This window comes from Sphingobium yanoikuyae (genome assembly GCF_034424525.1).
GTDB classification, from domain to species: domain Bacteria; phylum Pseudomonadota; class Alphaproteobacteria; order Sphingomonadales; family Sphingomonadaceae; genus Sphingobium; species Sphingobium yanoikuyae.
The window spans coordinates 5,135,878-5,155,848 of the sequence record NZ_CP139979.1 but is presented as its reverse complement, the minus strand read 5'-3'; the positions used below and the strand labels follow the sequence as shown (position 1 = coordinate 5,155,848).

Sequence of the window (19,971 nt, the reverse complement as noted above, 5' to 3'; positions counted from 1 at the left end):
TGAATGCTGCCCCCAAAATACCAACAAAAATGCCCCTGAGGGCACGACTATCGGACGCAACAAGATGGTTCGGAAAAGCGCCCCCGCTCTTCCGAGTCTGATACATCGACTGACATTATGACGACCGCCAGGAAGTGATTCGATCAGCGGCCGGAGGTTCAAAATAGACAGGGCCGCTTCGCCGGATCAAGGGCGGGTCGCTTCAAAAAACTGAAATAAAGACGTTGACTCGGGAATCCCGCAGAAAACCGCAGATTCACAAATTATGACTATTTTTCAGTGAATTACTTTGAGACGATTCTGACAATCCAGCTCGAATCGTGAGAAATTCGCGGGTCAGGGAAATGACTATTCCATGACTCCAGCAGAAAAAGCCCGCTCCGGCGATCCGGAGCGGGCTTTTCAGATAAGCGGGTAGCTTAACGTAAGGCTTAGGCGATCGCGCCGACGGCCTTGGTCAGGCGGCCGAACTTACGAGCGGCCGTGTTCTTGTGCAGAACGCCACGGGCAACGCCGCGGGCCAGTTCGGGCTGGACAGTCTGAAGCGCGGTCGCAGCAGCATCCTTGTCACCGGCGACGATGGCGGCTTCCACCTTCTTCACCAGGGTGCGGATCCGGCTGATGCGGGCGCCATTGATCGCGGCGCGACGCTCATTGCGACGGATGCGCTTCTTGGCTTGCGGCGTATTGGCCATTCTATTCCTCGGTTCTCATCAAATCTCGGGAAGAGGCCCGTCGGATTCGCCAACCAGCCTCGTGAAGGTGCGCCCCTTACAGCTGTTCCGGGGTGTCGTCAACCAGCGAGCCCCCCGCTATTTCTGGCATTTGGGGCAATGGAAGGTCGATCGCCCCCCATCGACTCGGCGTTGCACGGTGCCGCCACAGGGACAAATCTGTCCTTCGCGCCCATAGACTCGCCATTGGTTGGAGAAATAGCCCAATTCGCCATCCGGCCGCGCATAATCGCGCAGGGTGGACCCGCCAGCGACGATGGCGGCGGACAGAACCGTGCGAATCGCCTCCACCAGCAAGCCAAGCCGGGGCTTCGATATGCGGCCCGCCGCTCGAGTCGGGGCGATGCCCGCCATGTTCAGCGCTTCGCATACATAGATATTGCCCAGACCCGCGACGATGCGCTGGTCGAGCAGCGCCGCCTTGATCGATGTTGCCTTGCCGTCCAGCACCTTCGCCAGATAGGCAGCGTCGAAATCCGGCCCCAATGGTTCCGGCCCCATGCGGGTGAAGGGGGCATAGCCCTGCCAGGCGTCACTGCGCACCAGATCCAGCGAACCGAAGCGGCGCGGGTCGTTGAGCGAGAGGAGATGGCCGCTGCCCGTCTCCAGCAACAGATGGTCATGCGCCCCGATTTCCGCCGGATCGATTCGCCAACGCCCCGACATGCCGAGATGGAAGATCATCATGTCGCCGCGATCGGTTTCGATGAGGCCATATTTGGCGCGACGCGACAGGCCCGTGACGGTGGCGCCGGTCATACGCTGACGCAGGTCCACCGGAATCGGGAAGCGCAGATCGGCGCGGCGCGGCTCGACCCGTGTGAGAGTCGCGCCCTGCAAGACGGATCGCAGGCCGGAAACGGTGGTTTCGACTTCGGGAAGCTCTGGCATGGCCCCTATGTAGGATGCCGGAGAGCGGAACGACAGGGGCGTTTACCCCCAGCTCCCAACCCATGCCTTCGCGCCGGACTGACGCTGAAACTGCGCAATCGCACAAGAGCGGGATTCGCCGCATCGCGTGAGCGCGCATAGCGCTTCCATCTGGCACGATCAGGCTCTAGAGCGAACCGCATGAGCGAAACAGCATCCTTCGGCTATCGCGACGTCGATGCCGCCGAGAAGGCCGGCATGGTCCGCGCCGTATTCTCCAATGTCGCCGCCAAATATGACCTGATGAACGACGCCATGTCTGGCGGCGCCCATCGATTGTGGAAGGATCAGTTCGTCAAGCGGGTGAAGCCGCAGCCGGGCGAGCAGATATTGGACATGGCCGGCGGCACCGGCGACATCGCTTTTCGCATGCACAAGCTGGGCGCGCAGATCACCGTGTCCGACATCAATCCCGAGATGCTGGCCGTGGGCGTCGAGCGGGCGCAGAAGAAGGGCTATGAGGGCCTCATCTGGTCGGAACAGAATGCCGAGACGCTGACCTTTGGCGACCGGGAGTTCGACGCCTATACGATCGCCTTCGGCATCCGCAACGTCACCCATATCGACAAGGCGCTGCGCGAGGCGCACCGCGTGCTGAAGTTCGGCGGGCGTTTCTTCTGCCTGGAATTTTCGACCACCACCTGGCCGGGCTTTTCCGACGTCTATGACAGCTATTCGCACAAGCTGGTGCCGCAACTGGGCAAGCTGTTCGCCAATGATGCCGACAGCTATCGCTATCTGATCGAATCGATCCGCCGCTTCCCGCCCATGCCCAAGTTCGAGGGCATGATCCGCGATGCCGGCTTCGTGAACACCAAGGTCGAGCCGATCCTGGGTGGGTTGGTGGCGATCCATTCGGGCTGGAAGATCTGACGCCCGCATGACCACCCACGCGACTCATATCTGGCGGCTCCTGAAATGGGGCCGAACACTCGCACGCCATGGCGCCCTCACTGGCATAGAACGCGATCCGCTGACGCCCACACCCGTGCGCCGGCTGGTGCGTCTGGCCCGCTTCGGCGCGCGCGTGCCCAAGCAGCCACGCTATGCCGATGCGTTCCAGTCGATCGGCCCGGCCGCGATCAAGCTGGGCCAGACGCTGGCGACCCGCCCCGATCTGGTCGGCGAGGAAGCCGCGAACGACCTGCTGCGGCTGCAGGACGCCCTGCCCCCGGTCCCGTTCGAGACGATCCGCGCCCAGATCGAGCAGAGCTTCGGCCGGCCGCTGGAGCAGGTCTATACCCGCTTCGACGAACTGCCCGTGGGCGCCGCGTCGATCGCGCAGGTCCATCGCGCCGTCACCAGCGACGGCCGCGAGGTCGCGGTGAAGGTGATCCGCCCTGGCGTGATCGACCAGTTCAACCGCGACATCCAGACCTATGAATGGGCTGCCGCCCATGTCGAGATGCTGGGCGGCGAAGTCGCCCGCCTGCGCCCGCGTCTGGTGATCGCCAATATGAAGCGCTGGACGGCCCGCGAATTGGACCTGCGGCGCGAGGCGGCATCGGCATCGGAACTGGCCGAGGCGATGGAGGCGATGCCGGGCTATCGCATTCCCGCGATCGACTGGGATCGCACGACCGGCAAGGTCATGACGATGGAATGGATCGACGGCATCAAGATCTCCGATCGCGATGCGCTGATCGCCGCCGGCCATGACCTCAAGGACATCGCCGCGCGGCTGGTCAACGCCTTCCTGCGCCAGGCGATCGCCGAGGGCTTCTTCCACGCGGACATGCATCAGGGCAATTTGTTCGTGAAGGGCAATGGCGACATTGTCGCGATCGATTTCGGCATCATGGGCCGGATCGATCGGCGCGCGCGCATGTGGTTGGCCGAGATTCTCTATGGCCTGATCACCGGCAACTACAAGCGCGTCGCCGAAATCCATTTCGAGGCGCAATATGTGCCCGGCCATCACAATGTCGACGAGTTCGCCACCGCGCTGCGCGCCGTGGGCGAGCCGATGCGCGGCAAGCCGGCCAGCGAGTTGTCGGTCGGCGGCATGCTGGACGGACTGTTCGCCATCACCCGCGATTTCGACATGCAGACCCAGCCGCATCTGCTGCTGCTGCAGAAGACGATGGTGATGGTCGAGGGCGTCGCCCATCAGCTCGATCCCGAAATCAACATGTGGGAGACGAGCGGCCCCTATGTGAAGGAATGGCTGCGCACCGAATTGGGGCCGGAAGCCAAGGCCGCTGATGCGCTGATCGAGAATTGGCGCCTGATTCAGCGGCTGCCGGCGCTGGTCCGCCGCATCGAAGACGCCTTCCCCGAAAAGGGCGGTGCCCCGCCGCCGCTGCCGCTGGGCGACGTGAAGCTGATCCAGGTGGGCGGCGGCTGGCGCTATGGGCTGGTTGCGCTGCTGGCGGCGGCGATCGGCGCCGGGGCGATGGCCGCCGCCACGACCTTCTTCTAAGTCGGCGACCGGGCTGGACAAGTCCCGGTCGCACGACCAAATGTTGGCCATGACCCAGCGTGTCCTTCTCATCGTCTCCGGCGGCATTGCGGCCTATAAGTCGCTGGAACTGGTGCGCCAGTTGCGCAAGCGCGGCATCGCCGTGCGCGCGGTGCTGACCGAAAGCGCGCAGCAGTTCGTCACGCCGCTGAGCCTGGGCGTGCTGACCGAGGATCATGTCTATGGTGACATGTTCGATCTCAAGGAAGAGCGCGAGATCGGCCATATCCAGCTGTCACGCCAGGCGGACCTGATCGTCGTCGCGCCGGCGACCGCCAACATCCTGGCGAAGATGGCGGCGGGCATTGCCGATGACCTGGCCACCACCATATTGCTCGCCACCGACAAGCCGGTGCTGGCCGTACCGGCGATGAATGTGCGCATGTGGCACCACAAGGCGACGCAGCGGAACCTGGCGCAGCTCCATGCCGATGGCCTCCACATCATGACGCCCGACGATGGCGAGATGGCCTGCGGCGAATATGGCAAGGGGCGCCTGCCCGAGCCGGAAGCGATTGCGGCGGAGATTGGGCGCTTGCTGGCCGCTCCGACTTTGCCCGATCCGCTGGCGGGTCAGCCGGATTTCGCCGGCGCGGATGAACCGCTGACCGGACGGCATATATTGGTGACGGCCGGGCCGACGCATGAGCCTATCGATCCGGTGCGCTACATCGCCAATCGCTCTTCGGGCAAGCAGGGCTTTGCCATCGCCGCCGCCGCTGCGCGTGCCGGGGCGAAGGTGACTTTAGTGGCGGGCCCCGTGCATCTGCCGACGCCCGCAGGGGTCGACCGCATCGATGTCGAGACCGCGCGCGAGATGCTGGCGGCGGTCGAGGACGCCCTGCCCGCCGACGCAGCGATCATGGTCGCGGCCGTCGCCGACTGGCGCACCGCCGACGCCGCCGAACAGAAGCTGAAGAAGGATGGCTCCGGCCAGCCCGCGCCGCTCGCTCTGGTCGAAAATCCTGACATATTGGCGACGCTGGGCCATCATGCCCGCCGCCCCCGCCTGCTGATCGGCTTTGCCGCCGAGACGCAGAAGATCGCCGAACATGCGCAGGCCAAGCTGGCCCGCAAGGGCGCCGACTGGATCGTCGCCAATGATGTGTCCGGCGACGTCATGGGCGGTGACAGCAACAGCGTCCAGATCGTCACATCCGCCGGCATCGAAAGCTGGGCCGCCATGGCCAAGAGCGATGTCGCCACCAAACTCATCGAAAAGGTTGCCAATGCCCTCTCCCCTGCCGCCGATTGATATCCAGCTTATGCGCCTGCCCAATGGCGAAGGGCTCCCCGTCCCCGCCTATGCCACCGCGCATGCCGCCGGCATGGATGTGGTGTCGGCCGAGGAGATCATTCTCAACCCCGGCGATCGCCATCCGGTCGCGACCGGTTTTGCGCTGGCGATCCCCGAAGGCTATGAGATTCAGGTCCGGCCTCGTTCCGGCCTGGCGCTCAAGCATGGCATCACCCTGCCCAACGCCCCCGGCACGATCGACGCCGACTATCGCGGCGAACTCAAGGTGCTGCTGATCAACCATGGCGCCGATCCCTTCCCGATCAAGCGGGGTGATCGCATCGCGCAACTGGTGGTCGCGCCGGTTCAGCTTGCGAGCTTCGTCGAGGTCGATATGCTCGACGATACCGTCCGGGGACAGGGCGGCTTCGGTTCTACGGGAGTGTGACCATCATGATGACGCCGGTGCTTTCGCTGATGCTTGCCGCTGCCACGCCGCAGGCTGCGCAGCCCATGCCGCAGGATCTGAGTGAAGTACCGGAGATTCCCGACTGGCTGGGACGCAAGAATTCGCCGCAATGGTCGGAAGATGTCGCCAAGCTCTATCGGCGTGGCGCGTGCAGCGGTGCGGTCAATCGCCAGGGATCGCAATATCTGGAAATGGACATGCTGTTCCTGCTGAGCGGGGACGGCAAGCTGATGAAGATCGCCCCGGTCAATGCCAGTTGCCCGGGCGTGGAAAAATTCGTCAGCAACCGCATTCTGAGTTCGCTCGGCCGCAGCTTCCCCAAGACCGGCTCGGCCGAACCGGTATGGATGCGCTCGCAGGTGCGGTTCCTCTGGTCGGATGCGCCGTGACGCTGACCGACGATCAACTGGAGCGCTATGCCCGGCATATCGTGCTGAAGGAAATTGGCGGCGCCGGCCAGGCCCGGCTGCTGTCGGCCGATGTCGCGGTAATCGGCGCGGGCGGCATCGGCAGCCCGGCGATCCTCTATCTGGCGGCCGCCGGCGTCGGCACGATCCGGGTGATCGACGATGACGCCGTCGCCCTGTCCAATCTGCAACGGCAGATATTGTTCGGCACCGCCGAGATCGGCACGCCCAAGGCGGAAGCGGCGATGACGGCGGTCGCCCGGATCAATCCCGACATCAAGCTGGTCCCGATCAACGCACGGATCGATGCGGACAATGCCGCCATGCTGCTGCGCGAGGCCGATGTCGTGCTGGACGGGTGCGACAGCTTCGCGACCCGGCTGGTGGTGGCCGACGCCGCGCAGGCGCTGCGCATGCCGCTGGTATCGGCGGCGGTCGGCCCGTTCGAGGGGCAGCTCGCCACCTATCGCGGCTGGGAGACGGACAAGCCCTGTTATCGCTGCCTGGTCGGCAGCCCGGTCGATGCGCCCGAGCGCAATTGTTCGGAAACCGGGGTGATCGGTGCGCTGACCGGGGTGATGGGCAGCCTGGCGGCGCTGGAGGTGATCCGCGCGCTGGTGCCCTTCGGCACCGACATGGCGGGGCAGTTGCTGATCGCGGACCTGCTGGCCATGCGGTTCCGCACGCTGGGCGTGCCCAAGGATCCGGCCTGTCCGGGCTGCGCGGCGGAACTGTGCGCGCCCTGAGGATCGTCGTCATGACGGCCGATGCGGAACGGCTGCGCGGCGCATTGGTGATGGCCACGGCGCAGGCAGCATTGGGCGGCGAGGCCAGCCTGTTCCTGCAACTGGATGCGGTGGCGCTGCTGGCGTCGCCGCTGGCCGCGCCGGAAGATGCGGCGCATCAGGCGGCGGGCCTGCCGACGCTCGCCGAACTGCTGGCCGAGGCGCTGGACATGGGGGTAGCCCTGATCGCCTGCCAGAGCGGCCTTGCCCTGTCGGGCCTGTCCGCCGACGCCCTGCCCGCCGGGGTCGAGATTGGCGGCCCGCTTTCCTTCCTGCAACAGACCGACGACGCTGCCCGGCTGCTGATCGCCTGACCCGCAATGGATACCTTCGCGGCAGAAATGGCCGACCTGGGTCGTTTGACGCCCTAAATTAACGACTTCCCCCGACTTGAGCACTTGTTAGACGGCGAGTCGCGCAGGGTGGCGTCAGGCTTTTCAGTGCCTTAGCTGGAAACGGTCGAAAGTTTGCGCGTATGCGCCATGGAAGATTTTCGCGGCCCGCGAAAAATCGACGACAATTGAGTGGGTTGACGATCAAAAGAGCCGGCCGGAACTTTACACCGGACACGCCGCTGTAGGACAGGGCTCTCATCGCGAAAGCGACCGGGATGGGTGGGAAGCGGACGGCCTGCTTTCTGTTGCCCCTACCGCTTGTGGGAGGGGCAACATGTCCGCAACCGGGCGCCTGCGGACCGTCCGAGCTGTCCAGCCGTCCTAGTCGGCCAGGCGCGTGTCGGGCGTGGCGCGTGTATCCAGCGTCAGTTGCAGGAAGGCCAGATCGAGCCATTGGCCGAATTTCATGCCGACCTGCGGCAGCAGGCCGACCTGGGCGAAGCCCAGCCGTTCGTGCAACCGGATCGATCCGATATTTCCGGCCTCGATGCCGGCAATCATGACATGTTTGCCGATCGTGCGGGCGCGATCGATCAGGGCGAGCATCAGCGCCTTGCCGATTCCCGCCCCGCGCTGGTCGGCGCGGACATAGACCGAATGTTCGACCGTGTTGCGATAGCCATCCCAGGCGCGCCAGTCGCCAAAGGAGGCATAGCCGACAACGTCGCCCAGCGCATCGACCGCCACCAGCACCGGATAGCCCCGCCCCTGCCGCTCCGCCAGCCAGGCGCGGCGATTGGCGGCATCCACCTGATGCTCGTTCCAGATCGCCGTCGTGTTGACGACCGCGTCATTATAGATGGCCGCGATGGCCGACACATCGGCCGGGCCGGCATCCCGAATGGTCATTGCGCAGGTCACTCCTTGATGGGTGCATGTCAGGGTTCAGGCGGCGTTCGGTACGATCAGATATTTCTCGCCGGTGCGGCGGGCATTATAGGCCAGCACCGCGTCGCGCGTCAGCGCATCCCTGAGCGACAGGCGCGCCTTGTAGTGGCTGGCGAAGAGGCCGGTGAGATTGTCACGCACGCGGGCGCGCATCCGCTCCACCGTCTCCGCCCCCGCCTGCGCCAGGAAGGGCGTCAGCAGCCAGCCGCCGACCCGCCAGCTGAAGCCGAAGCTGCGCGTGAGCAGGGTCGGCGACAGGTCGAGCGCGCCGTAGATATAGGCCTGCTTCATGGTGGCGGAGCCATAGCGGCTATAGATGGCGCCCGCACTCGCCACCTGCTCCATCGCGCCCAAGATCCGGCTGACCAGCGATCCGCCGCCGATCGCATCGAAGGCGATGGTCGCCCCCGTTTCGGTCAGCGCGGCGACCAGCAGTTCGGCAAAATCATCCGCCGTGCTGTCGAGCACATGGCGCGCCCCCAGATCGCGCAGCAGCGCGACCTGCGCCGGGCTGCGGACGATATTGACCAGCGGGATGTCGTCCGCCTGGCAGATCTTGACGAGCATCTGGCCAAGGTTGGAGGCGGCCGCGGTATGGACCAGCGCCTTGTGCCCCTCTGCCCGCATGGTTTCGACGAAGCCAAGCGCAGTCATCGGATTGACGAAGGCCGATGCCCCCTGCTCCGCCGTGGCGCCATCCGGCAAGACCATGCAGGCACGCGCATCGACCAGCCGATATTGGGCGTACATGCCGCCCGGCACACAGGTAACGCGCTTGCCGAGCAGCGCCTGCGCTTCCGCAGCTTCGCCCGCTGCGATCACCGTGCCAGCCCCTTCGTTGCCGACCGGCATCGCGTCTCCCAGGCGCGAGGCCATGGCGCGCATCGACGCCTCGGGCATCTGCGCCACCAGATAGCCATCGCCATATTCGGCATGGTCGACATCGGCCGACCCCAACAGCAACCCGAGATCGGATGGATTGATCGGTGCCGCCTCGACCCGCAACACGACCTGAGATCCGGTCGGCGCTGGCAGGGTCTGTTCTGCCAGCGATACGGTCAGGCGGCCATCGGGCGCGAGGGTCGAGAGAAGGTGCAGGCCGGTGATGTCGGACATGTGGAGGCTCCCTTGGCGGCGATGAAAGGGACTTAGCCTGCCACGTCGCCATCGGCCAGCATCGGTGCGATCAGGCGGCGGGGACCGCGCGGTAGAGCGTGGGATACATGGCGCGGAATGCCTTGAGCTTGGGCATGTCCCAGCGCTGGATATAGGGATGATAGGGATAGCGGGCCATGAAGTCTTGATGATCGGCCCCGGCATCCTGGAAACCGGTGAAGGCCTCCACCTTGGTCACGATCGGATCGCGCCACAACCCGGCCTTCTGCAACTGCGCCAGATAGGCGCGCGCTGCCCTGTCCTGCTCTGGATTGAGCGGGAAGAGCGCGCTGCGATATTGGGTGCCGCTGTCGGGCCGCTGATAATTGAGCGTGGTGGGATCGGTGATGACCGAGAAGAAGATGCGCAGCAGCGTGCCATAGCTGACGACCTTCGGATCATAGGTGATCCGGACCGACTCGGCGAAACCGGTATCGCCGCCGCTGACCATGTCATAATCGACCTTGCGGTCGCGCGGTCCGCCGGCGAACCCCGCCACGACGAGCTTGACGCCCTTCACATGGGAAAAGACGCCCTCGACGCCCCAATAGCAGCCACCCGCAAAGATCGCGGTTTCCAGCGACCGGGTCGGCTGCGCATCCAGCGCCGGAATCGGCGCGGGGACGGCAGGTTCGGCATGCAATGGGGAAGACGCGGCGGCGAGCGCCGCAAGGGGGAGGAGGAAAAGGCCCTTAGAGCGCCGCACCGCCGACAGGGGTCGCGGTCGACGCGATCGCGGTCGAGGTCAGCGCCGGCGGCTCATTATTGGGCTGAAGCGCGAACATCGCGACCGCCCCGATGGCAAAGCCACCCAGGAAGCGGAAGAACAGTTCGGATTTCAAAAACGCCAACATGGCCAAGCCTTTCTGTCGCGATATCTTCGCGATCGTCGCCCGGTAGGACATTGCGCCTTGCCCCTGTCTGAACATGATCGCGCCGGACAGCGGCTTTCGACCAAGAACAGGAGCGGAGCGACGAAACGCCACCGCACATAAGTTTCTTTACGCAACGGGCATATAGCGCCTGCCGCGTCAATCACAAGACGCTGCAGTGCGAAAAAGACCGTTTCATTTTCTGAGACAATGGAAAAATCCGGCCGCGATAGACAGTATCGCGACCGGATTTTCAAGAGCTTATTGCAGGCCGACAATCATCGGCCGGCGCTTATTTCAGCGCTGCACAGGCTTCCTGGATGCGCACGCAGGCGGTCTTGAGTACCTCTTCCGAGGTCGCATAGCTGATGCGGAAGGCCGGCGAGAGGCCGAAGGCGGCGCCATGGACGGCCGCGACCTTCGCTTCGTCGAGGAAATAGCCGATCAGCGCTTCGTCGCTGTCGATCCGCTGGCCCTTGGGCGTCACCTTGCCGATCACGCCGCTGGCGTCGGGATAGACATAGAAGGCGCCTTCAGGCGTCGGGCAGTCGAGGCCCGGCGCGTCGTTCAGCATGGCGACGACCATGTCGCGGCGCTTCTTGAAAGCGGCATTGCGCTCTTCGAGGAAATCCTGCGGGCCGGTCAGCGCAGCCACGGCAGCGGCCTGGCTGATCGAGCAGGGGTTGCTGGTCGACTGCGACTGCAGCTTGCCCATCGCCTTGATGATCCATTCAGGGCCACCGGCGAAACCGATGCGCCAGCCGGTCATCGAGAAGGCCTTGGAACAGCCATTGACCGTCAGCGTGCGGTCATAAAGGTCCGGGCACACCTGGGCGATGGTGGCGAAGGGGGTCGGCGCGTACCAGACATGCTCATACATGTCGTCGGTCATCACCAGCACATGCGGGTGACGCAGCAGCACTTCGCCCAGCGCCTTGAGTTCGGTCGCCGAATAAGCGGCGCCCGACGGGTTGGACGGCGAATTGAGCATCACCCACTTGGTGCGCGGGGTGATCGCGGCGTCGAGCTGGGCCGGGGTGATCTTGTAGCCCTGGCTGGCCGGCCCTTCGATGAACACGGGCGTGCCGCCGGCGAAGTTCACGATGTCGGGATAGCTGACCCAATAGGGCGCCGGGATGATGACTTCATCGCCCACGTCGACGGTGGCGACCAACGCGTTGAACAGGGTGTGCTTGCCGCCCGAGTTCACGCTGATCTGGCTGCGCTTGTAGATGAGGCCATTGTCGCGCTTGAACTTGAAGGCGACGGCTTCCTTGACGTCGGCGGTGCCGTCGACGTCGGTATAGCGGGTCAGATTCTTGCGAATGGCCTCGATCCCCGCCTCTTTCACGAAATCGGGCGTGTCGAAATCGGGTTCGCCGGCCGAAAGACCAATGACGTCCACGCCTTCGGCTTTAAGGGCATTCACGCGCGCGCTCATCGCCAGGGTGGCGGAGGGCTGGATGCGACCGAGGGCTGCGGAAGTCTGGCTCATGGCAATGATCTTTCTCCAGAGCGATGCCCAGACGGACAAAAGAGTCCGCGCTCATCGACATCGCGACAAAAAATAATATTATTTCCTTGCCTGCCGCGCAGGCAGACGCGGCGGTCCTTAGTGCGCAAAGGACGCCGGAGCAACCGCCAGTTGCCGGTTATTGGCTTGTGCGCGTCCTAGGAAAACTATCGGACCAGCGAGGCCGCGACCATCCCGCGCGACGCATTGCCGATGAAGAAGCCGCGTTCCAGATCATGGATGCGCAGATCGCCCTCCACCGCCTCGCCCATATCGAGCAGGCTCTGGCGCAGGATTCCGCGCAGCAGCCCGCGCGAGGCCGGCGGCGTCACCAGCTTGTCGCCCCGCTCGACGAAGATGGAGGAGAAGCAGCCTTCGGTCAGATAGCCCTGTTCGTCGGTCATCAGCACCTCATAGGTGCCGCCGCGCTGCAGCGCGTCGCGATAGAGGGAGCGGTCGGTGGTCTTGTGCTCCAGCCGGGGATCAGTGGCGGCGGCGAGCCGGGGCACGACCTTCACCTGCATGATCGCCTTGGGCCAGGTGCGATGTTCGCGCACCTCGATCGACACCGAGCCCTGGCGCGACACCAACAGCCGCACGCGGCTGAGTTCGCGCAGGCGGAAAGTGGCGGCCTGAAGCTCGTTGCGCACGCTGTGGCGGTCGAAGGCGAAGCCCAGCGCCTGCGCGCTGTCCTTCAGCCGGCCCAGATGCAGTTCCAGCAGACGCACGCCTTCATGCGGATCGAAGGCCATGGTCTCGAGCAGATCATATCGTCCGTCAGCCACCGACATCGAACCTATTCACGCCCCACTGCAATCATCTTTCATCCCAGCGACAGGAAGCGCCCCTTGGCCAGGCATTCCGCCCATTCGGCCGACGCATCCGAATCCGCAACGATGCCGGAACCCAGGCCCAGGCGACCGATACCGCTTCCTTCTTCGACGCAAATGGTGCGAATGGCAACATTGAAAGCCGCGTCACCCGCCGGATCCATCCAGCCCATCGCCCCGGTATAGACGCCGCGGGCAAAAGGCTCGACCATGTCGATGATCTCCATCGCCCGCACCTTGGGCGCGCCGGTGATCGATCCGCAGGGGAAAAGCACCCGCAACACGTCGACCGGCGCCAGCCCCGGCAGCACCCGGCCGCGAATGGTGGAGACCATCTGGTGGACGGTCGGATAGGTTTCGACCTTGAACAGGTCAGGGACCGTGACCGACCCGGCCCGCGCCACCCGCGACAGATCGTTGCGCAACAGGTCGACGATCATCAGATTTTCCGCGCGCTGCTTGGCATCGCGCGCCAGCTCGGTCGCCAGGGCGGCATCCCGATCCGGATCATGATCGCGCACGGCAGTGCCCTTCATCGGCCGCGCCGTCAGTTGCCCGCGCACCTGGGTAAAGAAGAGTTCGGGCGAGAAGGACAATATCTGATGCCCGCCAATGTTGACGACGCCGCCATAGCCGGCCTGCGCGCGCGGACGCAGCGCCGCATAGAGCGCCATCGGATCGCCGGCGAAGCGCAGTTCGCACGGGAAGGTCAGATTGACCTGATAGATGTCGCCCGCGCGGATCAGTTCCTGCACCTGGTCGAACTGCGCGCGATAATCGGCCTCGCTGACCAAAGGCCAGGGCGCATCGACGCTGACCGCCGCAGGATCGGGCAGCAGGTCCGCGACGCCATCGGCCGGGATGAAGCGGCAGCCCTCGAACAGGCCGAACCAGAGCAAGGGCATGGCTTGCGGCCCGCCCTTGGGCGGGCGGTGCGCGATCGGCGCCAGCCGATCCTCCAGCGCCAGCCCGGCTTCATAGCTGATATAGCCGGCGGCATGCAGGCCGGCCTCGCGTGCCTCGGCGATGCGATCGAGCGCGGGCTGCACCTCCTCCATCCGCCAGGCGGCGATGACTGATACCGGATCGCGATACAGCCGCGCGGGCGCTGCCCCCTGGACGCGCGCATCGTCGAACAGGGCAAAGGCTTCGGTGGGACCAGGCAGGCGCATGGCGTCCTCTTAACAGGCTTTGGCGCGCACGAAAGAGCGATGCAGGTGGCGCCATCATTGCCCGGCGGGGCAAAGCTGGCCTAGACAGGGGGCATGTCCGACCAGCCCCCTGCCCCGACGAGCGAACCGCGTCCGTTCAAACCGGCCTTGCTGCTGGGCCTGCGCAGCCGCTGCCCGGCCTGCGGCGAGGGCAAGCTGTTCGCGCGCTTCCTGAAACCGGTGTCGGCGTGCAGCCATTGCAGCCAGCGCTGGGACGGGCATCAGGCCGATGATTTCCCGGCCTATATCGTCATCCTGCTGCTCGGCCATCTGCTGGTGCCGCTGATGATCGAGGTCAATGCCGCGCTGGCCATCCCATTGGGCTGGCAGGCGGTGCTATGGCCGACGCTGGCGGCGATATTGGGGCTGGCGATGATCCAGCCCGCCAAGGGGGCGGTGCTGGCCTTCCAATGGTCGCGCCGGATGCACGGCTTCGCCTGACGGCGCGCCGATATTTATTCCGCCGGCTTGCGGATGAAGTTGAGTTCCATCGCTTCGCGCAACGTGTCGTCGATCGAGCGACGGCCTTCGGCGCCATGGGTGACGACGGTGGTGTCGCAGGTGGCGACGCATACGCCCTTCTGGAAGCCGGCCGAGCTGATCGTCCAGCTGGTGCGGCCGATATGGCCGATCGCGCAATGGACCTCGAACGGATAGGGGAAATGCGATTCCTCGATGAAGTTGAGGTTCACATTGGCCACCAGCCAGCGCACGCCCTGTTCCTGCGGGTGGCGGCCCATATGATGATGAAAGCGGATACGGGCCGTTTCGAAGATACCGGAAATGGCCACATTGTTGATGTGACCCATGGTATCGAGATCCTGGAAGCGCGTATCGATGCTCGTGATGAAGCGATATGCGTCGGGACTGAACCGCCAGGATTCGGGTTTGGCCATGTCCTGCTTTCCTTGAAATTGTTTTTTTCGCTCTTAGCCCAGCGATCTTGCGATGCAATGTTCGCGGCGAAAATGCCGCGACTGCGACCTTTATGACACAGACAAAATCATAACGATATTGTCACGAAACTGACGCCGCAGCGTCGCGATAGTCACATTGCAGTGCAACATGGCCAGCCTAGAGCGCCCGCCAATCACATTCGATTGGGGGATTTCACCATGCGCCACGCACTCAGCCTGCTGCTCGCTTCGACCGCCTGCATCGCCGCACCCGCCCTTGCCCAGGACATGGCGCCCGCCGCCGATGCTGCGGCCGATGCGGACAGCGCCGGCATCATCGTCTTTGGCCGCGGCGAGACCCGCCAGGTCCAGGAAATCACCACCCGCGATCTCGTCACCCTGACGCCCGGCACCAATGCGCTCAAAGCCATCGAGAAGCTGCCCAGCGTCAATTTCCAGTCGTCCGATCCGTTCGGCAGCTATGAATGGTCGCAGCGCGTCAGCATCCGCAGCTTCAACCAGAACCAGCTTGGCTTCACCTTCGACGGCATTCCGCTGGGAGACATGAGCTATGGCAATCATAACGGCCTGCACATCACCCGCGCCATCAGCAGCGAGAATATCGGCACCGTCCGCGTGTCGCAGGGTTCGGGTTCGCTCGGCACCCAGTCGACCGGCAATCTGGGCGGCACGGTCGAGACCTTCTCGATGGATCCGGCCGATGCGCTGGGCGCACAGGGCAACCTCACCTATGGCAGCGACGAAACCTGGCGCGCCTTCGCCCGGCTGAACATGGGCAGTGCCGACGGCATTCGCGGCTATGTCTCTTATGCATACGGCTCGACCGACAAGTGGAAGGGCCAGGGTACGCAGGACCAGCATATGGTCAATGCCAAGGTCGTGATCCCGGTCGGCGACGGCAAGCTGGATGGCTGGCTGAGCTATTCGGACCGCCGCGAGCAGGATTATCAGGACATGTCGATGGACATGATCAACCGCCTGGGCTGGAAATGGGACAATACGTCGCCCGATTATGCCCGCGCCGTGCTCTATGCCGACATCGGCAATAATCGCGGCGAAACCGGCGCGCCGGTCAGCAACGCCGCCGCCGGCACCGTCTATCCCGACAATGTGACGTCGGTCTGGGACGCCTATTATGACGCCGCCGGCCTGCGCGAGGACTGGCTGGGCGCGATCGGCTACAGCACGCCGCTGGGCGATCATGCCAATTTCAAGATCAAGGGCTATTATCACAATAATAGCGGCATGGGCCTGTGGGCGACCCCCTCGGTCCCCAGCCCCACCGGCGGTTCGCCGCTGTCGATCCGCACCACCGAATATGACATGGATCGGATCGGCGCCTTCGGCAGCGTAGATGCGACGATCGGCGTCCAGACGCTGGAAGCGGGCGCCTGGTACGAGAATAACAAGTTCAACCAGGCCCGCCGCTTCTATGCGTTCAAGAGCCGCACCGAAGCCGGCCTGTCCTTCCGCGACTATCCCAAGAACCCGTTCGCGACCCAGTGGGAGTTCGACTTCACCACCGACACGATCCAATATTATGTCCGCGACAAGATCGACCTGGGCATGCTGACGATTAACCTGGGCTGGAAGGGCTTCAAGGTCACCAACGAGGCCGAGGCGGTCGTGTCGAGCAGCTTCCCCGAGGGCAAGATCAAGGCCGAGGACTGGTTCCAGCCCCATGCTGGCTTCGCCGTCGAACTGAGCCCCGAGGCGGAAATCTTCGGTGGCTTCACCCAGGTGACCAAGGCCTTTGCCAGCGCCACCACCACCGGCCCCTTCTCCACCAACCAGGCTGGCTTCGACCAGATCCGCGACGATCTGAAGCCGGAAAGCTCGGACACGTACGAGCTGGGCCTGCGCTACAATAGTTCGCGCTTCAACGGCACGCTGGGCGCCTATCTGGTCAATTTCCGCAACCGCCTGCTGGCGGTGCAGGTCGGCAGCCCGATCCTGGGCCTTGCCTCCGCGCTGCAGAATGTCGGCAATGTCCGCGCCGTCGGCATCGAGGCGGCGGGCGACCTGAAGCTGGGCCAGGGCTTTGGCCTCTATGCCAGCTACAGCTACACCGACGCCACCTATCGCGACGATGTGCTCAACAGCTCGGACGGCACGCTGGTCGCGGCGATCAAGGGCAAGACCGTGGTCGACAGCCCCAAGCATCTGCTGCGCGGCGAACTCAATTATGACCAGGGGCCGCTGTTCGGCCGGATCGGCGCCAACTATATGTCGAAGCGCTATTACAGCTACACCAACGATGCGTCGGTCGATGGCCGGGTGATCGTGGACGCCTCGATCGGTTATCGCATCACCGACCAGATCGAAGTGCAGCTCAACGCCAGCAACCTGTTCGACAAGAAATATATCAGCACGATCGGATCGGGCGGCTTTGGCAATAGCGGCGACGCGCAGACGCTGCTGATCGGCGCGCCGCAGCAATTCTTCGTCACCCTCAAGGCGGGTTTCTAAGATGAACAAGGCCGCGCTGCTTGCCTCCGCCCTGCTCGCCGTCACGCCGCTCCCGGCGCTGGCCGAGCCGGTGCTGCTGATCTCGATCGACGGGCTGCGTCCCGGCGACGTGCTGGAGGCGGACAAGCGCGGCCTTGCCTTGCCCAATCTGCGCCGGTTCCTGACCGATGGCGCCCATGCATCGGGTGTCACCGGCGTGCTGCCGACGCTGACCTATCCCAGCCACACCACGCTGATGACCGGCGTGTCGCCGGGCAAGCATGGCATCGTCAGCAACAACAGCTTCGACCCGATGCAGATCAACCAGGGCGGCTGGTATTGGTATGCGCAGGATGTGAAGGTGCCGATGCTGTGGGATGCGGCGGCGAAAGCCGGGCTTTCCACCGGCAATGTCCACTGGCCGGTCAGCGTCGCCGCGAAGGGCATAAGCTGGAACCTGCCGCAAATCTGGCGCACCGGCCATGCCGATGACGCGCAATTGCTGGATGCGCTGGCGACGCCGGGTTTGAAGGCGGAGCTGGAACGGGCGGTCGGCCAGCCCTATGCCATGGGGATCGATGAAAGCCTGTCCGGCGACCAGAACAGGGGCCGGTTCGCCACCGCCCTGATCGCCGCGCACCAGCCCGACTTCCTGACCGTCTACCTCACCGCACTCGACCATGAGCAGCATGGCAGCGGTCCCGACACGCCAGCCGCCAAGGCCGTGCTGGAAAAGATCGACGCGATCGTCGGCGACCTGATCGCGGCCGAGCGCAAGGCCCATCCCGACGCGCTGATCGCGCTGGTCAGCGACCATGGGTTCGAGGCGACGCATAGCGGCCTCAACCTGTTCCGCCCCTTCATCGACGCTGGCCTCATCACCCTTGGCGCGGACGGCAAGGTCGCGTCGTGGCAGGCCATGCCGTGGATCGGCGGTGGATCGGCCGCGATCATGCTCGCCCGCCCGGACGACAAGATGCTGGCCGACAAGGTGAAGGGCCTGCTCGACAAGCTGGCCGCCAACCCCGCCAACGGCATCGAGCGCATCGTCGACCGGGCGGAGATGACGAAGCTGGGCGGCAATCCGCAGGCCAGCTTCACGATCAACCTCAAGCCCGGCTTCGTGACCGACATCTTCCGTGGCGCCAATGCGCCGCTGGTCGCGCCGACACCGGTCAAGAGCATGCACGGCTATTTCCCCGGCCCGGCCAATCTGCGCGCCACCTTCATGGCGATGGGACCGGGGGTGAAGCCGGGCAAGGATTTGGGCCTGATCGACATGCGCGCGATCGCGCCCACCCTGGCCAGGGCGATGGGCGCCAGCCTGCCAGACGCGGAGGCGACGGCGATCGACCTGCGCTGATCCACCCGGCAACGGATCGTTTCCGGCTGCGACGATGGACTTCATTACCCCCGCGACATAATTTTGCGCCCAATCCAACAGGGTCATTTTCGGGGTAGTCCATATGCCGCAGCGTTACAGCCTGGCCGCCATCATCTTGCACTGGGCGATCGCCGCCCTGCTCGCCTTCCAGATCGCCGTCGGCTGGGCGCTGGGCAGTCTGGGCGCGCGCGGCTTTGCGCTGTTCCAGTTGCACAAGTCGATCGGCATCACTGTGCTGCTGCTGACGCTGCTGCGCATCGGCGTGCGCTGGTGGAAACCACGCCCGGCCAAGCTGGAGGGTGGCTGGCAGGGCGCGCTGGCGTCCAGCGTCCATGTCGGCCTCTATGCCTTCATGCTGGGCGCGCCGCTGACCGGCTGGGCGCTGGTCTCGACCGCCAAGGTCAAGGTGCCGACCCTGTTCTTCGGCGTCATACCCCTGCCCCATCTGCCGCTGCCAATGGCGAGCCATGGCCTGGCCGAAGGTGGCCATAGCCTGCTCGCCTGGATCGGCATCGCGCTGGTCGCGCTGCATGTCGCGGGCGCGCTGCGCCATCATGTGCTGATGCGCGACGGGCTGATCTGGCGGATGGTGCCGGGCCGCTCGACCGCCTTGCTGCTGGGATTGCCCGCGCTGATCCTCGTTGGCTTCCTGCTCGGCCGGGCGATCCTGCCGGGTGCCGCGCCCGTCGCGCCGGATGCGCCCGCCGCCAATGCGGTCGAGGCGCCTGCCGAAGACAATGCCGTCGAAGCCGCCGGCAATGCGAGCGACAATGCCGCCGCCCCGGCTGCGAACGAGACCGCGGCCGTCGCCGAGGAACCGGCCGGCCCGCCGCCGGCCTGGGCGGTGCAACCCGGCGGCAAGATCGGCTTTTCCGTCGGCAACAGCGGCGAGACGATCAGCGGCAATTTCTCGAAATGGACCGCGAAGGTCGTGATGGACCCCGACCATCCCGAAAGCGCCGACATCAAGGTAACGATCGACATGGCATCGGCCAGCGTCGGCGACGCATACAAGGATGGCATGCTGCCGGGCGACGAGTTCTTCGGCAGCGCCGCCCACCCGACCGCGACCTTCGTTGCCAAGGGGGCGGAGAAGAGCGGCGCCAACGGCTATCGCGCCCATGGCACGCTGACGCTGAAGGGCGTGGCCAAGCCGCAGGCGATCCGCTTCACCCTGTCGGGCAGCGGCAAGAGCCGCAAGGTCAGCGGATCGGCCAGCGTCGCCCGCCTGCCCTTTGGCGTGGGCAATGGCGACAGCAGCACCGGCCTTGATCCCAAAGTGATGGTGACCTTCAACTTTGACGCCAAGACGCAATAAGACCATGCGATGCATGG

The 19,971-nt window shown here is 64.8% G+C and carries 21 protein-coding genes; 11 read left to right on the top strand and 10 right to left on the bottom strand.

Annotated elements, in window-relative coordinates; translation table 11 throughout:
• Nucleotides 1–431: 431 nt before the first annotated feature.
• Both rpsT and mutM read right to left on the bottom strand, forming a co-directional pair.
• On the bottom strand, nucleotides 432–695 hold the full coding sequence (gene rpsT, locus U0025_RS24055; RefSeq protein ID WP_004210319.1) for a 30S ribosomal protein S20: 264 nt from the start codon (nucleotides 693–695) through the stop codon (nucleotides 432–434).
• Nucleotides 696–812: 117 nt separating this feature from the next.
• Nucleotides 813–1,625 carry a bifunctional DNA-formamidopyrimidine glycosylase/DNA-(apurinic or apyrimidinic site) lyase gene (mutM, locus tag U0025_RS24050; protein WP_004210318.1) on the bottom strand — a complete coding sequence of 271 codons (813 nt, stop codon included), beginning with the start codon at nucleotides 1,623–1,625 and terminating at the stop codon, nucleotides 813–815.
• A gap of 180 nt (nucleotides 1,626–1,805) precedes the next feature.
• On the opposite strand from mutM, the gene U0025_RS24045 reads away from it, so the two are divergent.
• Genes U0025_RS24045 through U0025_RS24015 form a run of 7 tightly spaced genes read left to right on the top strand, consistent with a single transcriptional unit; the run spans nucleotide 1,806 to nucleotide 7,337 of the window.
• The gene (locus U0025_RS24045) at nucleotides 1,806–2,537 is read left to right on the top strand and encodes a class I SAM-dependent methyltransferase (protein WP_004210317.1); all 732 of its coding nucleotides are present in this window, start codon (nucleotides 1,806–1,808) and stop codon (nucleotides 2,535–2,537) included.
• Nucleotides 2,538–2,544: 7 nt separating this feature from the next.
• Complete coding sequence (gene ubiB, locus U0025_RS24040; RefSeq protein ID WP_004210316.1) at nucleotides 2,545–4,086, top strand: 2-polyprenylphenol 6-hydroxylase; 1,542 nt, start codon at nucleotides 2,545–2,547, stop codon at nucleotides 4,084–4,086.
• Nucleotides 4,087–4,135: 49 nt separating this feature from the next.
• Nucleotides 4,136–5,380 (top strand): bifunctional phosphopantothenoylcysteine decarboxylase/phosphopantothenate--cysteine ligase CoaBC, encoded by a 1,245-nt coding sequence (gene coaBC / locus U0025_RS24035; protein WP_004210315.1) that lies wholly within the window; start codon nucleotides 4,136–4,138, stop codon nucleotides 5,378–5,380.
• The gene (dut, locus tag U0025_RS24030) at nucleotides 5,355–5,810 is read left to right on the top strand and encodes a dUTP diphosphatase (protein WP_004210314.1); all 456 of its coding nucleotides are present in this window, start codon (nucleotides 5,355–5,357) and stop codon (nucleotides 5,808–5,810) included. The genes coaBC and dut overlap by 26 nt, the downstream gene beginning before the upstream one ends.
• Nucleotides 5,811–5,815: 5 nt before the next feature.
• Nucleotides 5,816–6,220: a hypothetical protein gene (locus U0025_RS24025; protein WP_004210313.1), complete on the top strand. Its 405-nt coding sequence runs from the start codon at nucleotides 5,816–5,818 to the stop codon at nucleotides 6,218–6,220.
• Nucleotides 6,217–6,984, top strand: a complete 768-nt coding sequence (locus tag U0025_RS24020) for a HesA/MoeB/ThiF family protein (RefSeq protein WP_004210312.1) — start codon at nucleotides 6,217–6,219, stop codon at nucleotides 6,982–6,984. The genes U0025_RS24025 and U0025_RS24020 overlap by 4 nt, the downstream gene beginning before the upstream one ends.
• 11 nt (nucleotides 6,985–6,995) lie before the next feature.
• Complete coding sequence (locus U0025_RS24015; RefSeq protein WP_004210311.1) at nucleotides 6,996–7,337, top strand: DsrE family protein; 342 nt, start codon at nucleotides 6,996–6,998, stop codon at nucleotides 7,335–7,337.
• Nucleotides 7,338–7,739: 402 nt separating this feature from the next.
• Here U0025_RS24015 and U0025_RS24010 read toward each other — a convergent pair whose 3' ends face one another.
• From U0025_RS24010 to pabB, 7 genes are all read right to left on the bottom strand, one after another.
• Complete coding sequence (locus tag U0025_RS24010; RefSeq protein ID WP_004210310.1) at nucleotides 7,740–8,267, bottom strand: GNAT family N-acetyltransferase; 528 nt, start codon at nucleotides 8,265–8,267, stop codon at nucleotides 7,740–7,742.
• Between the two features lie 36 nt (nucleotides 8,268–8,303).
• Nucleotides 8,304–9,422: a zinc-binding dehydrogenase gene (locus tag U0025_RS24005; RefSeq protein ID WP_004210309.1), complete on the bottom strand. Its 1,119-nt coding sequence runs from the start codon at nucleotides 9,420–9,422 to the stop codon at nucleotides 8,304–8,306.
• Nucleotides 9,423–9,492: 70 nt separating this feature from the next.
• Nucleotides 9,493–10,167, bottom strand: a complete 675-nt coding sequence (gene msrA, locus U0025_RS24000; protein ID WP_004210307.1) for a peptide-methionine (S)-S-oxide reductase MsrA — start codon at nucleotides 10,165–10,167, stop codon at nucleotides 9,493–9,495.
• Nucleotides 10,154–10,315 (bottom strand): hypothetical protein, encoded by a 162-nt coding sequence (locus tag U0025_RS23995; protein WP_004210303.1) that lies wholly within the window; start codon nucleotides 10,313–10,315, stop codon nucleotides 10,154–10,156. Before U0025_RS23995 ends, msrA begins: the two co-directional genes overlap by 14 nt.
• Before the next feature lie 310 nt (nucleotides 10,316–10,625).
• Nucleotides 10,626–11,828 (bottom strand): pyridoxal phosphate-dependent aminotransferase, encoded by a 1,203-nt coding sequence (locus U0025_RS23990; RefSeq protein WP_017500850.1) that lies wholly within the window; start codon nucleotides 11,826–11,828, stop codon nucleotides 10,626–10,628.
• A gap of 185 nt (nucleotides 11,829–12,013) precedes the next feature.
• On the bottom strand, nucleotides 12,014–12,637 hold the full coding sequence (locus U0025_RS23985) for an aminotransferase class IV (RefSeq protein WP_004210299.1): 624 nt from the start codon (nucleotides 12,635–12,637) through the stop codon (nucleotides 12,014–12,016).
• Nucleotides 12,638–12,669: 32 nt separating this feature from the next.
• Complete coding sequence (gene pabB / locus U0025_RS23980; protein ID WP_004210296.1) at nucleotides 12,670–13,848, bottom strand: aminodeoxychorismate synthase component I; 1,179 nt, start codon at nucleotides 13,846–13,848, stop codon at nucleotides 12,670–12,672.
• 93 nt (nucleotides 13,849–13,941) lie between these two features.
• Here pabB and U0025_RS23975 point away from each other — a divergent pair, with 93 nt between their 5' ends.
• Entirely contained in the window at nucleotides 13,942–14,328 is a 387-nt protein-coding gene (locus U0025_RS23975; protein WP_004210295.1) for a DUF983 domain-containing protein, read from the top strand.
• Between the two features lie 14 nt (nucleotides 14,329–14,342).
• On the opposite strand, the gene U0025_RS23970 is transcribed toward U0025_RS23975, so the two are convergent.
• Nucleotides 14,343–14,783 carry an acyl-CoA thioesterase gene (locus U0025_RS23970; RefSeq protein WP_004210293.1) on the bottom strand — a complete coding sequence of 147 codons (441 nt, stop codon included), beginning with the start codon at nucleotides 14,781–14,783 and terminating at the stop codon, nucleotides 14,343–14,345.
• Between the two features lie 219 nt (nucleotides 14,784–15,002).
• Here U0025_RS23970 and U0025_RS23965 point away from each other — a divergent pair, with 219 nt between their 5' ends.
• The 3 genes from U0025_RS23965 to U0025_RS23955 all read left to right on the top strand — a co-directional run bounded on the left by U0025_RS23965 (nucleotide 15,003) and on the right by U0025_RS23955 (nucleotide 19,954).
• A complete protein-coding gene (locus U0025_RS23965) occupies nucleotides 15,003–17,273 on the top strand; it encodes a TonB-dependent receptor (protein WP_004210291.1) in 2,271 nt (756 codons plus the stop codon).
• 1 nt (nucleotide 17,274) lies between these two features.
• The gene (locus U0025_RS23960) at nucleotides 17,275–18,615 is read left to right on the top strand and encodes an alkaline phosphatase family protein (RefSeq protein ID WP_004210289.1); all 1,341 of its coding nucleotides are present in this window, start codon (nucleotides 17,275–17,277) and stop codon (nucleotides 18,613–18,615) included.
• A 103-nt stretch (nucleotides 18,616–18,718) separates the two neighbouring features.
• Nucleotides 18,719–19,954 (top strand): YceI family protein, encoded by a 1,236-nt coding sequence (locus tag U0025_RS23955; protein WP_004210287.1) that lies wholly within the window; start codon nucleotides 18,719–18,721, stop codon nucleotides 19,952–19,954.
• Nucleotides 19,955–19,971: the final 17 nt, after the last annotated feature.